Annotated in this window: 18 protein-coding genes and 1 pseudogene; 18 read left to right on the forward strand and 1 reads right to left on the reverse strand. The window is 35.3% G+C overall.

Annotated features, from left to right (window positions below; translation table 11 throughout):
- Positions 1–269: 269 nt before the first annotated feature.
- A complete protein-coding gene (locus tag PVV63_RS02770; protein ID WP_273790533.1) occupies positions 270–1,547 on the forward strand; it encodes a ubiquinone biosynthesis hydroxylase in 1,278 nt (425 codons plus the stop codon).
- A gap of 1,560 nt (positions 1,548–3,107) precedes the next feature.
- Here the strand turns inward: PVV63_RS02770 and PVV63_RS02775 are convergent.
- Positions 3,108–3,395: an H-NS family nucleoid-associated regulatory protein gene (locus PVV63_RS02775; protein WP_015857007.1), complete on the reverse strand. Its 288-nt coding sequence runs from the start codon at positions 3,393–3,395 to the stop codon at positions 3,108–3,110.
- Between the two features lie 128 nt (positions 3,396–3,523).
- Between PVV63_RS02775 and PVV63_RS02780 the strand changes: the two genes are divergently transcribed.
- The 17 genes and pseudogenes from PVV63_RS02780 to PVV63_RS02860 form a co-directional block, all read left to right on the forward strand.
- Entirely contained in the window at positions 3,524–4,138 is a 615-nt protein-coding gene (locus tag PVV63_RS02780; protein WP_273790534.1) for a hypothetical protein, read from the forward strand.
- Entirely contained in the window at positions 4,138–4,761 is a 624-nt protein-coding gene (locus PVV63_RS02785; protein WP_273790535.1) for a TrwN protein, read from the forward strand. The genes PVV63_RS02780 and PVV63_RS02785 overlap by 1 nt, the downstream gene beginning before the upstream one ends.
- A gap of 124 nt (positions 4,762–4,885) precedes the next feature.
- The gene (gene korA / locus PVV63_RS02790; protein WP_273790536.1) at positions 4,886–5,185 is read left to right on the forward strand and encodes a KorA family transcriptional regulator; all 300 of its coding nucleotides are present in this window, start codon (positions 4,886–4,888) and stop codon (positions 5,183–5,185) included.
- Entirely contained in the window at positions 5,148–5,465 is a 318-nt protein-coding gene (gene trwL, locus PVV63_RS02795) for a VirB2 family type IV secretion system major pilin TrwL (RefSeq protein ID WP_273790537.1), read from the forward strand. Before korA ends, trwL (PVV63_RS02795) begins: the two co-directional genes overlap by 38 nt.
- A gap of 135 nt (positions 5,466–5,600) precedes the next feature.
- Positions 5,601–5,918 carry a VirB2 family type IV secretion system major pilin TrwL gene (trwL, locus tag PVV63_RS02800; protein WP_273790538.1) on the forward strand — a complete coding sequence of 106 codons (318 nt, stop codon included), beginning with the start codon at positions 5,601–5,603 and terminating at the stop codon, positions 5,916–5,918.
- A gap of 140 nt (positions 5,919–6,058) precedes the next feature.
- Complete coding sequence (gene trwL, locus PVV63_RS02805) at positions 6,059–6,370, forward strand: VirB2 family type IV secretion system major pilin TrwL (RefSeq protein WP_273790539.1); 312 nt, start codon at positions 6,059–6,061, stop codon at positions 6,368–6,370.
- Positions 6,371–6,440: 70 nt separating this feature from the next.
- Positions 6,441–6,758, forward strand: coding sequence for a VirB2 family type IV secretion system major pilin TrwL (gene trwL, locus PVV63_RS02810; protein ID WP_273790540.1), 318 nt, complete (start codon positions 6,441–6,443; stop codon positions 6,756–6,758).
- A 73-nt stretch (positions 6,759–6,831) separates the two neighbouring features.
- Positions 6,832–7,149 carry a VirB2 family type IV secretion system major pilin TrwL gene (trwL, locus tag PVV63_RS02815; RefSeq protein WP_273790541.1) on the forward strand — a complete coding sequence of 106 codons (318 nt, stop codon included), beginning with the start codon at positions 6,832–6,834 and terminating at the stop codon, positions 7,147–7,149.
- A gap of 124 nt (positions 7,150–7,273) precedes the next feature.
- On the forward strand, positions 7,274–7,594 hold the full coding sequence (trwL, locus tag PVV63_RS02820) for a VirB2 family type IV secretion system major pilin TrwL (RefSeq protein ID WP_273790542.1): 321 nt from the start codon (positions 7,274–7,276) through the stop codon (positions 7,592–7,594).
- 56 nt (positions 7,595–7,650) lie between these two features.
- Positions 7,651–7,971, forward strand: a complete 321-nt coding sequence (trwL, locus tag PVV63_RS02825) for a VirB2 family type IV secretion system major pilin TrwL (protein WP_273790543.1) — start codon at positions 7,651–7,653, stop codon at positions 7,969–7,971.
- Between the two features lie 52 nt (positions 7,972–8,023).
- A complete protein-coding gene (trwL, locus tag PVV63_RS02830) occupies positions 8,024–8,338 on the forward strand; it encodes a VirB2 family type IV secretion system major pilin TrwL (RefSeq protein ID WP_273790544.1) in 315 nt (104 codons plus the stop codon).
- Between the two features lie 122 nt (positions 8,339–8,460).
- A complete protein-coding gene (gene trwL / locus PVV63_RS02835; protein ID WP_273790545.1) occupies positions 8,461–8,772 on the forward strand; it encodes a VirB2 family type IV secretion system major pilin TrwL in 312 nt (103 codons plus the stop codon).
- Between the two features lie 125 nt (positions 8,773–8,897).
- Positions 8,898–9,206 carry a conjugal transfer protein gene (locus PVV63_RS02840; RefSeq protein WP_273790546.1) on the forward strand — a complete coding sequence of 103 codons (309 nt, stop codon included), beginning with the start codon at positions 8,898–8,900 and terminating at the stop codon, positions 9,204–9,206.
- Positions 9,207–9,218: 12 nt separating this feature from the next.
- On the forward strand, positions 9,219–9,524 hold the full coding sequence (locus tag PVV63_RS02845; RefSeq protein WP_273790547.1) for a type IV secretion system protein VirB3: 306 nt from the start codon (positions 9,219–9,221) through the stop codon (positions 9,522–9,524).
- A 2-nt stretch (positions 9,525–9,526) separates the two neighbouring features.
- The gene (locus PVV63_RS02850) at positions 9,527–11,998 is read left to right on the forward strand and encodes a VirB4 family type IV secretion/conjugal transfer ATPase (protein ID WP_273790548.1); all 2,472 of its coding nucleotides are present in this window, start codon (positions 9,527–9,529) and stop codon (positions 11,996–11,998) included.
- Positions 11,995–12,753 carry a type IV secretion system protein gene (locus PVV63_RS02855; RefSeq protein ID WP_273790549.1) on the forward strand — a complete coding sequence of 253 codons (759 nt, stop codon included), beginning with the start codon at positions 11,995–11,997 and terminating at the stop codon, positions 12,751–12,753. Before PVV63_RS02850 ends, PVV63_RS02855 begins: the two co-directional genes overlap by 4 nt.
- Positions 12,754–12,943: 190 nt before the next feature.
- A pseudogene (locus tag PVV63_RS02860) lies at positions 12,944–13,140 on the forward strand (trwi protein); the annotation flags it as partial.

A 13,140-nucleotide genomic window follows, 5' to 3' on the forward strand; every position in this document is an offset into this window, starting at 1 on the left:
TGTTTATTTTTAGTTTTCTTTTTTATCAACCAAGTGTAAAAAGAATTGAAGAGGATATTCAAAAAAAGCTTATCCGATAAATCTGCAAAATGAGTCACATAAATGATTAAGCAGAAGAACTCTGAAAAACCAATCTGTCATCGGATTGGTGCCAAAAAGAAACCTCGTTTTATAAAGCAGAGAGAAAAGTAAAAGTTAAGATATGTTAGGCAATGTAAAAAGATATTCTTTTTAAAAGAAAGCAAACTATAAACAATGGAAGAAGTATTGTGTGTTCTAATCGCAATAAAGACGTACAACCCAATAAAAAAATAAAATCTCATAAAACGAAACAATGTGATCTGCTCATTGCAGGAGGAGCGGCTGTCGGTTTAACTCTAGCGATAGCACTCAAACAAACAGCCCCTAATCTGAAAATAAAAATCGTTGATGCTGCTCCACAAGGAAATACCCCTGCTTCTAACATACGAACCATTGCCCTTGCTGCTGCTTCTATTCGTATGTTAAAACAATTACAATGTTGGGAACCTATAAAACCCTATGCGCAACCCATTCATTCAATGATCATCACAGATACAAGCACAAGTGATCCTGTCAAACCCACTCTTTTAACCTTTGAAGGCGACATTAACCCTGGTGAGCCCTTTGCTGCTATGGTAGAGCATAGAGAGCTCATCAACACTTTAAAAAAACGTGTCAAAGATCTCAATATCCCTGTTATTGCAAACACGCGTGTCATTGATTTTCATCAAGAAGACCAGCATACAACTGTCAATTTAAATAATGAAGAGGTTTGGCAAACAAAATTGCTTATTGCAGCTGACGGAGCCCATTCGAAATTACGCCCAAAAGCAGGTCTTAAAAACTTTTCTCATACCTATAAACAAACAGCAATCATCTGCACAGTTGAACATGAAAAACCTCATAATGGTCAAGCAATTCAACATTTTTTACCTGCCGGTCCTTTTGCTCTTCTCCCTCTCAAAGGCAACCGATCCGCCATTGTGTGGAATGAAGGTCATAAAACTGCGCAATATTATCTCAAAGCTGATGAACTTATTTTTGAAGCAGAACTCGAAAGACGCATTGGCCATCGATTAGGCAAACTCTCTTGGGATGGCGAACGTCAAGCTTTTCCTTTGAGTCTTTCTTTAACACGTCAATGCGTTAAACCACGTTTTGCTCTCGTTGGTGATGCCGCCCATACCATCCACCCCATTGCAGGACAAGGACTCAATTTAGGATTACGCGATAGCGCTGCCCTCGCTGAAGTGATTATTGAAACAGCACGTCTAGGCCTTGACATTGGCTCTCTCACTGCTTTAGAGCGCTATCAAAGCTGGAGACGTTTTGAAATCGTCCGTATGGCTTTAAGCAATGATTGGCTTAATAAACTCTTTTCTAATGATAGCCTTCTTTTACGGATGCTCCGCGATACCGGCCTTGGAATCATTAATCAAGCGCCCAAAATAAAAAAATACTTCATTCAAGAAGCTGCCGGACTCACTCCAAATGCCCCACGTCTTCTACAAGGCTTCCCACTTTAAGAAAAAATTCATACCATTCTACAACCTTTACCTCTCTCCTTCAAAGAACAAAAAACTCCTATCTCATCCAATCTGTTTACAAACCAGATTCCTGTCGAGTAATTCTCTCTTGACTTCCTCCTCCCATATTTCACTTCACATAAGACTCGACAAGCAAGCTACATTCTAAGAATATTCACCACGCACTGAAAAAAATGTCTCAAAAAAGTTGCCTTATACCTCCACACCTCAAAAAAACATTTCACAACATAACAAAATAAATAAGACTTTTCTAACACACAACACTTTTATTTATAATAATAATTCATTATTCTCATATTGAATGAGAAAGCTGAAGATCATAAAATACTCTTATTTCAAATCTCTCTCATGTTGAAGCAATCAAAATCATTCGCTTACACATCACAAGCGAGAGTGTCGTATAAATAAAAACAATTAAACAAAGCAATAAAAGCCTCCCCCTCTCAAGTACTAAGGGCTTTAGCAACATTGGAGGCGAGTAAAGTGTATAATGACGCCAGCTTATATTTTTTATTGAAGTAAAAAATGGTGGACTACAATGGATCTTATATGATCATAGGAACTTTTACGTTATACTATTCACGAGAAGCGCCGTAAAATAAGCTTAGTTGTATTTGAAAAATTTTCTTTAAAAAAGCGCGTGAATTGGCAACACAAATGTATTGCGTTTGGAGTATTCTGTTTCTCAGACAAACCCTTTAACTTATTGTGGAATACCACATGATTTTAGGAAAAATATTCTGATATATAATTAAAGTGTTCCGTACTCTACACCATCACACACAATTGTAAACCTGCATACCCCCCCCTATTTCACACCATAAAAGAAGATAAACCGCAATAGAAATGATCCAATCCTTTTATTTTCAAATACACTCTTTATTCATTATTCATAAACGCTCATAAATGAATTTTAATCACAAACGCTCAGAAATATGTCATAAATTCTATAAAACCCATAACAGCCATAGAAATTTTCCATTTTCTACACACTCACTCATCTCAACTAACGATAAATAAAGTAAATGCCTCATATATAATCTTACAGAAAAAAGCCCAAACAAAATCTATAACATCAGGCTTGTTCTACAGAACAGTATTTCAAAAATATAAGTATGCTAATTTATTAACATATTAATTGATAAAATTATCATTTTACATATTGAGTTAAAATCCCTATGCAATAAATTATTCTCATTTCGACCATTTTTGTAAATAATCAATAAAACTCTTTATTTACATAGACTAAAAAGAGCAACGTTAATGAAACGATAAAAAGAAGTAAAATACCCCCCTCTCTCAAATGCCAAAAGCAATTACAATATTTCAACCTAGCATCATCATTATGCTTGCCAGATTATGACAACAAGACCTTTTGCATTTAAATAAATTTGTTCACGCTCCCTATTGTTGTATTTGGTAACTCAATACTTTAATATATTTGTTCAGTATGTTTATACAATCAAATTACCCAAAAGAGCATACTTCTTGCATTTACATTCCTTAGTATTCCCTTATCTTTTAAATATCGCACACGTGTTACGTTACTTCGAGTTCATCAAGTGTATACCCATTCTCCAACCACTCTTTAATCCACTTAGGTCTACGTCCACGCCCATTCCATAATTCCCATTGGTTATTGGGATTTCTATAATGGCGCTCTTTGCTCACAAGATCAGCGATATCAATTCCATGGGCATTAGCAATTTCAAGAATTTTTCGTCGCGCATTTTGCTTTTCCTTTGCTTGCCGTTTTTTTAATTCCACATCGATTTGTGTACGCATCTCTTGTAGCTCATCAAAATTCATATTCTTGAGATCATTCACCTTAATTACTCCCCTTGCAAAAAAGAATTTCTTTTTGCCATATTTTAAACACAATTATAGACAATTTCTGTCCATTTATTATCGAAATTAAAATTACGATACATATATCACTTTGACGGAGATGTGCTTTGAGCCACAAAGAACTGTTTATTGGTATATCAACTACCACCACTGCATCTTTTTTCAGTTCAATTACTGGAACTACTAAATGCAGTGCTCAAACACCATCACACCTCTCTGACTCTCATGAATCAGTAGTCAAAAGTAAATATAAATCGTCACTCTATAAATTATGGCAATACGCAACAAAGAACAAGCCCTCTCTGTATAATGATAGTGTAGTTCATTATAACAGTAAAACCTCCCCTTACACACAACGGCTTTTTACTTCGTATAAATTTTTTTTGAAAAAATTTTTGCAACTAGAGAATTATATAAAACAAGCAGCTTCAATACAGTATCAAAGATTATTATTTTTTAAAAGCAGCGCCTTTTTTCGTGATTCCAATAATATTGGTTGGCGTAATGTGCTCTATTTTATTCAACACTTTTATCTTGTTGGTTGGATATTCGCATATATTAGAAATCTTCTTAGAAGAGAACAAAGCAATAATCACAAGGAATATTCTAAGCTAAACAGTCTGGTTCTACAAATTTATACAATCAAAAGACAACGAGAAAAAGCACCACAAAGAATTAGCATTTGTATTAATAAAATTCTTCATAATAAGGTGTATTGCTAATGATTGTTCCAGATTTCACATTTTTTGCTGCTGCATACATATCCAATACGCCCCCCATAGCATTTTCAGTTGTTGCCGAACAAGAAGCGCGGGACAATGTCTATGTAACAGATGATAAAGATAACTTGTTCTATCAATCATCTCAGCTTAAGGAAACAATCGCAACAGCTGAACAGAATAAACATAATTTTAACATAATTTTAGGGCAAATTGATGTTGGAAATGTGAAATTGTTTTCTCTTTTTGATGCATTTGATTTTTGCAGAAATCTTACAGCTGCACAAAGTGCTTTAACTTACTGCTATGAACAAACAACATCAAAGTGCATCTTTGAAAAAGCGACTTTGCAGTCTGTGCTGAATTTTTACAATACAGAAAACTCAAACCACACCCGCATGCAAAAAGTTACTTCATATATTGGAGTAAAAGCTGCTGTACGAGGAAATGAAGACTTGCAGGAGCCTGTAAAACTTAAAAAAGAAGAACCAGAACAGACAACTAAAGTAGATTCTCTTTCTCTCTCTTCAAAAGGAGAAGAAGATGTATTTACACATAAAGAAAGTAGCGCCCACGATGCTTTTTCAGCTGAAGATTTTTCTTCATCGAGAAGATTGCTAGAGTGAGGACTGATATTTTCACGAAACTCCAGAAATTTGATAGGATATTATAATGAAAGGTAGATAAGAAAATGTTAAAGCTCTAATTAGTAAGATTGAACAAAATCTCTTCTAGTTGAGGGCAAAGATAATGAAAATGATAGAACAAAACAGCGTTGATATAGCATTTAGTCAAAAAGCAGCACGTGAGATTACAGTCGTGATGCTTTCAGAAAGAGAATGGTATTTCACGTTTATTTCCGACGATCCAATCACCGGAAAGCCAGATAAATATACGTTACTTACACAAAGAGGAAAACTAAGAACTTGGGCTGATCCAAAATATCTTTTTAAGTTTCTTCATGAACGAGGGGTCATTTGTGGGAGTTTTAATCTTAATCAGGATAAAGGACATGAAACAATTAAATATTCTTCACACAACAGCTCGTAATAAAATTGCTGCATTTTCTGCAGCTTTAACTGTGTTTTTTATGACAAATCCTACATGTGTCCAAGCAGCAGGTTTAAGTACTGCAAAAAAAGCTTTAGAGGAACTCCAAAAAGATTTAAAAGCGATTATCCCTCTTGCTGCTGCCGTAATACTTTTGTGCTTAGCAATTGCTTATGCAGGGCGCTATATCGGAAAAGATACATTCGTACGATGGGCAATCGGGGTCGTTATCGCTGGTTCAGCAGCTGAACTTGCCAATTTATTATTTAAACCAAACTGATAAATATTTTAGACATAAAATATTTCTTTTAGGAAATAAGAAGATTAGATTTCTGTGTTTTTATTTAGCACAATAAAAACTATATCGAAAAAAGAAATTATTTATCTAACTGTAATCTAAATTGAGATAAACAATATGAAACAATCAAATACCCTTCAAACAATAATTAGAAATAAAACTACTAAAGTCTCTGCAGCTTTAACTGTATTTTTTATGGCCAATCCTGTGTTAGCCCAAGCAGTAGTTTTAACTCCTGCAGACAACGCTTTAAAAGCGCTCCAAAAAGACTTGAAAGATATTATCCCCATTGCTGCTGCCGTTATACTTTTGTGCTTAGCAATTGGTTATGCAGGGCGCTACATCGGAAAAGACACATTTGTACGGTGGGCAATTGGTGTCGTTATCGCTGGTTCAGCAGCTGAACTTGCTGGTTTATTATTTAAACCGAACTGATAAATATATTAAATACGAAATGTTTATTCGTGAAAAAAGAATTTTAGACTTTAATACTTTTATTGCACATCAATAAAATTATTCCCTAATTTTATGGAAAAACTACTTACGCCTAATACAATGTGATAAGGTTGAACAATATGAAAAAATTAATCAATTTTCAATTGAACGATAATAATAAAATTACGGCAATCTCTGCAGCTTTAACTGTATTTTTTATGGCCAATCCTGTATATGCTCAACAATTAACAACTGCAAAAGGTGCTTTAGGAAAACTCCGAGATGACTTAAAGCTACTTATCCCTATTGCTGCTGCTGTGATACTTTTGTGCTTAGCAATTGGTTATGCAGGGCGCTACATCGGAAAAGATACATTTGTACGGTGGGCAATCGGGGTCGTTATCGCTGGTTCAGCAGCTGAACTTGCTAAAATGTTGTTCCAAGGCCCATGAAAATGACTATTAAAGTCATGCAGTATAAAATTTCTTTTTATTCTAAAGAAACTAAATTGAGATAAACAGTATGAAACAATCAAAAATTCTTCAAACAATAATTCGGAATAAAATAACTAAAACCTCTGCAGCTTTAGCTGTATTTTTTATGGCCAATCCTGTGTTAGCCCAAGCAGTAGTTTTAGAGCCTGCCAACAAAGCTTTAACTAATCTCCAAAAAGACTTGAAAGATATTATCCCCATTGCTGCTGCTGTTATACTTTTGTGCTTAGCAATTGGTTATGCAGGACGCTACATCGGAAAAGATACATTCGTACGGTGGGCAATCGGTGTCGTTATCGCTGGTTCAGCAGCTGAACTTGCTAAAATGTTGTTCCAAAACCCATGAAAATGACTATTAAAGTCATGCAGTATAAAATGTCTTTTTATTCTAAAGAGAAATCTAAATTGAGATAAACAGTATGAAACAATCAAAAATTCTTCAAACAATAATTCGAAATAAAATTACTAAAACCTCTGCAGCCTTAACTGTATTTTTTGTGGCGAATCCTGTGTTAGCCCAAGCAGTAGTTTTAACTCCTGCAAAAACTGCTTTAGAGGCACTCCAAACAGACTTGAAGGTGATTATCCCTCTTGCTGCTGCCGTTATACTTTTATGCTTAGCAATTGGTTATGCAGGACGCTACATCGGAAAAGATACATTCGTACGGTGGGCAATCGGTGTTGTTATCGCAGGTTCAGCAGCTGAACTTGCCAATTTATTATTTAAAACTGTATAAATCTTTTGGAATATGAAATATTTTTTGTAAAAGAAACTTTGGATTTCAATGCCTTCATTACGCATCAGTGAAATTGTTTCTTATTTCGTAGAAAAATATTTATGATAAATCAATGAAACTAAATATGAGAAAATTAACTAATTTCCAGAAAAATAATAATCAAATTATCACAATTTCTGCGGCTATAACTGCATTTTTTATTAGCAATCCTGTGTATGCTCAAGTAAAATTACAAAATGCACAAACTGCTTTAAATGCTCTGCAGGATGATCTTGTTAAAAATATTATTCCTGTTGCTGCTGCTGTTATACTTTTATGCTTAGCGATTGGTTACGCAGGGCGCTACATTGAAAGGGATACATTTATACGATGGGCAGTCGGTGTTATCATTGCTGGATCAGCAACCCAGCTTGCTAAGCTGTTATTCACAGGTGTAGTTAATTAAAATTAAAGATGACAACTATAATACAAAATGTTATTTATAATCTTAATGAGAGAAATATGCGAAAATTAATTAACCTTCAACCAAAAAGTAACAACAAAGTCGCAGCAATTTCTGCAGCTGTAGTTATATTTTTTATGGCTCATCCTGTACATTCCCAAGCGCAAACTTTAAAAGCTAAAGATGCTTTAACAGCTCTACAAACGGATCTTACTACTCATATTATTCCTGTTGCTGCTGCTGTTATACTTTTGTGCTTAGCGATTGGTTACGCAGGGCGCTACATCGGAAGAGATACATTTATACGGTGGGCAATCGGTGTTATTATAGCTGGTTCAGCAGCTCAACTTTCTAAGCTGTTATTCACAGGTACAGTTTGAAATTAACTATGGCAACATATAAAAATATTATTTAAATCTTAATGAGAGAAATATGCGAAAATTAATTAGCCTCAAATTAAATAATAATAACAGAATTGCTGCAATTTCTGCAACTATAATTTCGTTTTTTATAACGCATCCCGCACATGCAAAAATAGAGAATGCTAGTAAAGCTTTAAAGGCTCTGCAGGATGATCTTGTTAAAAATATTATTCCTGTTGCTGCTGCTGTTATACTTTTGTGCTTAGCAATTGGTTATGCAGGACGCTACATTGAAAGGGATACATTTATACGATGGGCAGTCGGTGTTATCATTGCTGGCTCAGCAAGCCAACTTGCTACAATGCTATTTACAGGTAATCCATAAGTAGTTATAATACAAAACGTTTTTAATGTAAAAACTCATCTAATAATTATTAACATAGCAAAGTTCTATTCCGTCTATGATAGAAATACAAAGCATTCATAAAAATTTAATAAGAGTACAGTATGCAAAAACTAATTAATCTCCAATCAAAAAATAACAACAGAATCATTGCAATTTCTGCAACTATAACTGCGTTTTTTATAACGCATCCTGCATATGCAAAAATAGAGCATGCTGGAAAAGCTTTAGAGGCTCTGAAAAAAGACCTTATTGATATTATTCCTGTTGCTGCTGCTGTTATACTTTTATGTTTAGCAATTGGTTACGCAGGACGCTACATTGAAAGGGATACATTTATACGATGGGCAATCGGTGTTGTCATCGCAGGTTCAGCAACCCAACTTGCTACAATGCTATTTACAGGTAAACCATAAATTAGTATAATACGTAATGTTTTTAATATTCGTCGATTATAGATTTTTACCAGTAATAATGTCGCTCATACTACGAAAAAAGGAATATTATTTATAGCAACTTTAATTAAAAGGGGATAAAAGATATGAAGCAATTAAATACGCTCCAATCAAAAGTATGTAAGATTAGTGCTATTGTTATCACTTCAGTTATGTTATTAATAACTCAATCTGCATATGCTCAGACGGAAACAAAGAGTTTAGATGTTTTCATAGGGATGCAATATGGATTAAGTATAATTATTCCTGTCGTTGCTGCTATCATTCTTTTATTACTTTTGCTTATTTATATATTTCGCATCATCGCAAGAGCTACATTTATCCGATGGGCATTTAGTGTCATTATTGCTGGTGCAGCTTTCTATATTAGCCACATATTATTTCACCTCCAGTGACGAGAACATCCCATGAAATCGCAAGAAAAAAATTTTCCCTTATTCAAGGGAGCAACACGTGTTCCAACTATATGGGGTGTCCCCATGATGCCGTTTATTGTTATGCTTATGATGGTTGCTGTTATTGCTATGACAATAAATATCTTTTTGTGGATTATAGCGCCACCATTATGGTTTATTATGGCGCAAATTACCAAAAACGATGATAAAGCGTTTCGTATCTGGTGGTTATGGATTGATACCAAATTTCGTAATCGCAATAAAGGTTTTTGGGGTGCATCAAGTTATAGTCCCTCTAATTATAATAAAAGGAGATAAGTATGACAGCTGTTGAAAGCAGCAAACGTCTTATATCAGAGACACCTGTAAGTCTGTTCCTTCCTTATTCACATCACATTACAGATACGATTATCTCTACTAAAAATGCAGAATATTTATCGATTTGGAAGATTGACGGACGCTCGCATCAAAGTGCTTCAGAAGATGATATTTTTCAATGGATAAAAGAGCTTAACAATACTCTACGGGGTATTGCATCGGCTAATTTATCATTTTGGACGCATATTGTGCGCCGTCGTGTTTATGAATATCCTGATTCAACATTTGATCAAATGTTTTGCTATCAACTTGATGAAAAATATCGACAAAGCTTTACTGGTTATAATTTGATGGTCAATGATTTATATCTGACTATCATTTTTCAACCGATAGCGGATAAAATTATGTCGTTCTTTTCTCAACATGAACGTGAAACGCTTGATCAAAAAAAGATGCGACAAGATTCATGTATCAAAGAACTCAATGACATCAACCGTACTTTAGGGCAATCTTTAAATCGTTACGGTGCAGAACTTCTTGGTGCTTACGAAAAAAATGGGCATGCTTATTCTTCTGCACTTGAGTTCCTTGGAATGCTTGTCAATGGCGAATATCGCCCTATGCCAATTTGTCATGACCGTTTTGCTGACTATATGTCTATCAATCGACCTTTTTTCTCAAAATGGGGTGCTCTTGGTGAACTGCGAACAACTAGTGGAATGCGTCGATTTGGAATGCTGGAAATTAAAGAATATGATGCAACAACAAAACCAGGACAATTAAATGTTTTGTTGGAAAGTGACTTCGAGTTCGTATTGACGCAGAGCTTTTCGGTGCTCTCCCGACATGCTGCTAAAGACTATTTACAACGGCATCAGCGTAATCTGATTGATGCACGAGATGTGGCAACGAGCCAAATTGAACAAATTGACGAAGCACTAAACCAGCTTATCAGTGGGCATTTTGTCATGGGAGAACATCACTGCACATTGACTATCTATGGTGATACAATTCAACAAGTTCGCGACCATATGGCCAAAGCGAGTGCAGCATTACTAGACGTTGCGGTACTGCCCAAACCTGTAGACTTAGCGATAGAAGCTGGCTATTGGGCACAACTTCCTGGCAATTGGAAATGGAGACCACGTCCTGCTCCGATTACATCATTGAACTTTTTATCATTTTCATCTTTTCATAATTTTATGTCAGGAAAACCCACTGGCAACCCATGGGGACCAGCCGTCACAATTCTTAAAACAATCAGTAAAACACCGCTTTATTTCAATTTTCATGCCTCCAAACTTGAAGAGGACTCGACAGATAAACGTTTACTTGGTAATACCGCACTTATCGGACAATCTGGTTCCGGTAAAACCGTGTTACTCGGCTTTTTGTTAGCACAAGCACAAAAATTTAGGCCGACAACTGTTGTTTTTGATAAAGATCGTGGCATGGAAATTGCCATTCGGGCTATGGGTGGAAAATATTTAACATTCAAGCCAGGCAGGAGAAGTGGTTTCAATCCTTTCCAACTCCCCCCCACACAAGAAAATCTTATTTTTCTGAAACAATTTGTTAAAAAATTGGCAGAAGCTGGTGGTGAGGTCACGCATCACGACGAGGAAGAAATTAACAAAGCGGTTATGTCTGTTATGAGCAGTAACATTGACCAATCACTCCGTCGTTTGTCCTTTCTGGTACAATTTTTACCAAATCCGCGTTTAAGTGATTATAATGCTCATCCTTCTGTTCATGCTCGCTTACTAAAATGGTGTGAAGGTGGTGATTATGGATGGTTATTTGATAATCCCCATGATGCTCTTGATCTCTCAACACATCAAATTTACGGCTTTGATATCACGGAATTTTTAGATAATTTTGAAACTCGCACTCCAGTGATGATGTATTTGCTTTACCGCACAGAAGGCATGATTAGCGGACAGCGATTTATGTATATCTTTGATGAGTTTTGGAAGCCTTTGCAAGATCCGTACTTTGAAGATTTAGCGAAAAATAAACAAAAGACTATCCGTAAACAAAATGGTATTTTTGTTTATGCAACACAAGAGCCTAGCGATGCCTTGGAAAGTAATATTGCTAAAACACTCATTCAACAGTGTGCAACTTACATTTTTCTAGCCAACCCCAAAGCAAACTATGAAGATTATACAAAAGGCTTTAAACTAACAGATACCGAATTTGAACTCGTTAAAGGACTTGGTGAGTTTAGTCGCCAATTCCTCATTAAGCAGGGCGATCAATCTGCACTTGCAGAACTGAATCTTGGTAAATTCCATCTGACACGCGATGGAAAAACCATCGAACACGACTTTAGTGACGAGCTCTTGGTATTATCAGGTACACCTGATAACGCAGAATTAGCCGAAAGCATTATCGCGGAAGTTGGTGATGATCCAGCAATATGGTTACCAATTTTCTTACAGCACGCAAAAAATGACAGGAGGGAAACATGAAAAAAAAGGTCATTTCAATAGTAGTTGTAATAACTTTAGGGATTCCAAACCCAGCAATGGCTTGGGTTTGGGGCGCTGGAGTAGCGGATTTGTCGGCATCAATTCCAACGACGTGGCCCAATTTTTTTGGGAGTTCAAAAACATCAAAGAAAACACCTCCACAACAAAAGAAAGCGCCACCTGATGCCCAACTTCTCGATATGCTAAAAAAACAACTTGAGGAAACAAAAAAGATACACGAATCTATAACGGGAAGCCAAAAATTCGACACTAAAAAACTTAAAAGTGCACAAACAGATCACAGCAGTTTTTTTCTCAAAAATCCAGAAACGCTCTACAATAGAAATGAATCTTCAGCGCTATCTACATCACTTAAAAAGATTTTAAAAGAAGAAGAAATTCCTATTTCTATCCATGAATCTAGCAGTTTTATCAACGATCGTATCCAATATGCAGCTATCACTGATAAAGCCGTAAGTTTAAAGACTTTTGAAGAAGCAAATAATCGTTTTCAGCAAATTGAAGAACTATTAAATGAAATCAAGACAACAAAAGATCTAAAAAGTATTGCTGAGTTACAAGCATATATAATTGGAATGCTCGCTAAGCTACAAAATGAAACAGCAAAACTACAAATGGTCGCACATTTACGCAACGCTGAACATGCACTTATCAAACAGCAGAAGGACAAACATAACATAAAAATTTTAAATAGTAAAAACACGAAAATGCCTACCATAAGATTTATTAGATAAAGCTTTTTGTAACAATATTTCGTTGTATTATTTTTCTTGTATGCTCGAAAAAAGAAAAAGTTAATGTATAATATTCAGTCCTTTCTCATAGACTGAAAAGGTCTATGAAATTTAATTCCATCCTAAAAAAATCAACGAAAAATGCTTAAAAATCATATAAAAAGTTGAAAATTCATTAAAGAGGAATTCCATGGACTTTACAGTGTTCACGCAACTTTTCAATAAAATTGATCAGATAACAAAAACATATGTCACGGATCTTTCCTCAAAAACAATAGCTACAATTACACCCTTTGTTTCAATCGGTATCACAATTGCTTTCATCATCTATGGTTGGCTCATCATTCGGGGCGCTATAGATATGCCTCTCTCCGGATTTGTAAATCG

Origin of the sequence: Bartonella sp. CM31XJBT, from assembly GCF_028618555.1 — a bacterium.
Lineage (GTDB): Bacteria > Pseudomonadota > Alphaproteobacteria > Rhizobiales > Rhizobiaceae > Bartonella.

Coding starts and splice junctions, on each gene's coding strand:
- trwL (WP_273790538.1), top strand. CDS start 5,601: ATGAAACAATCAAATACCCTTCAAACAATAATTAGAAATAAAACTACT.
- trwL (WP_273790543.1), top strand. CDS start 7,651: ATGCGAAAATTAATTAACCTTCAACCAAAAAGTAACAACAAAGTCGCA.
- trwL (WP_273790540.1), top strand. CDS start 6,441: ATGAAACAATCAAAAATTCTTCAAACAATAATTCGGAATAAAATAACT.
- PVV63_RS02850 (WP_273790548.1), top strand. CDS start 9,527: ATGACAGCTGTTGAAAGCAGCAAACGTCTTATATCAGAGACACCTGTA.
- PVV63_RS02855 (WP_273790549.1), top strand. CDS start 11,995: ATGAAAAAAAAGGTCATTTCAATAGTAGTTGTAATAACTTTAGGGATT.
- trwL (WP_273790545.1), top strand. CDS start 8,461: ATGCAAAAACTAATTAATCTCCAATCAAAAAATAACAACAGAATCATT.
- PVV63_RS02845 (WP_273790547.1), top strand. CDS start 9,219: ATGAAATCGCAAGAAAAAAATTTTCCCTTATTCAAGGGAGCAACACGT.
- PVV63_RS02840 (WP_273790546.1), top strand. CDS start 8,898: ATGAAGCAATTAAATACGCTCCAATCAAAAGTATGTAAGATTAGTGCT.
- korA (WP_273790536.1), top strand. CDS start 4,886: ATGAAAATGATAGAACAAAACAGCGTTGATATAGCATTTAGTCAAAAA.
- trwL (WP_273790537.1), top strand. CDS start 5,148: ATGAAACAATTAAATATTCTTCACACAACAGCTCGTAATAAAATTGCT.
- trwL (WP_273790544.1), top strand. CDS start 8,024: ATGCGAAAATTAATTAGCCTCAAATTAAATAATAATAACAGAATTGCT.
- PVV63_RS02785 (WP_273790535.1), top strand. CDS start 4,138: ATGATTGTTCCAGATTTCACATTTTTTGCTGCTGCATACATATCCAAT.
- trwL (WP_273790539.1), top strand. CDS start 6,059: ATGAAAAAATTAATCAATTTTCAATTGAACGATAATAATAAAATTACG.
- trwL (WP_273790542.1), top strand. CDS start 7,274: ATGAGAAAATTAACTAATTTCCAGAAAAATAATAATCAAATTATCACA.
- trwL (WP_273790541.1), top strand. CDS start 6,832: ATGAAACAATCAAAAATTCTTCAAACAATAATTCGAAATAAAATTACT.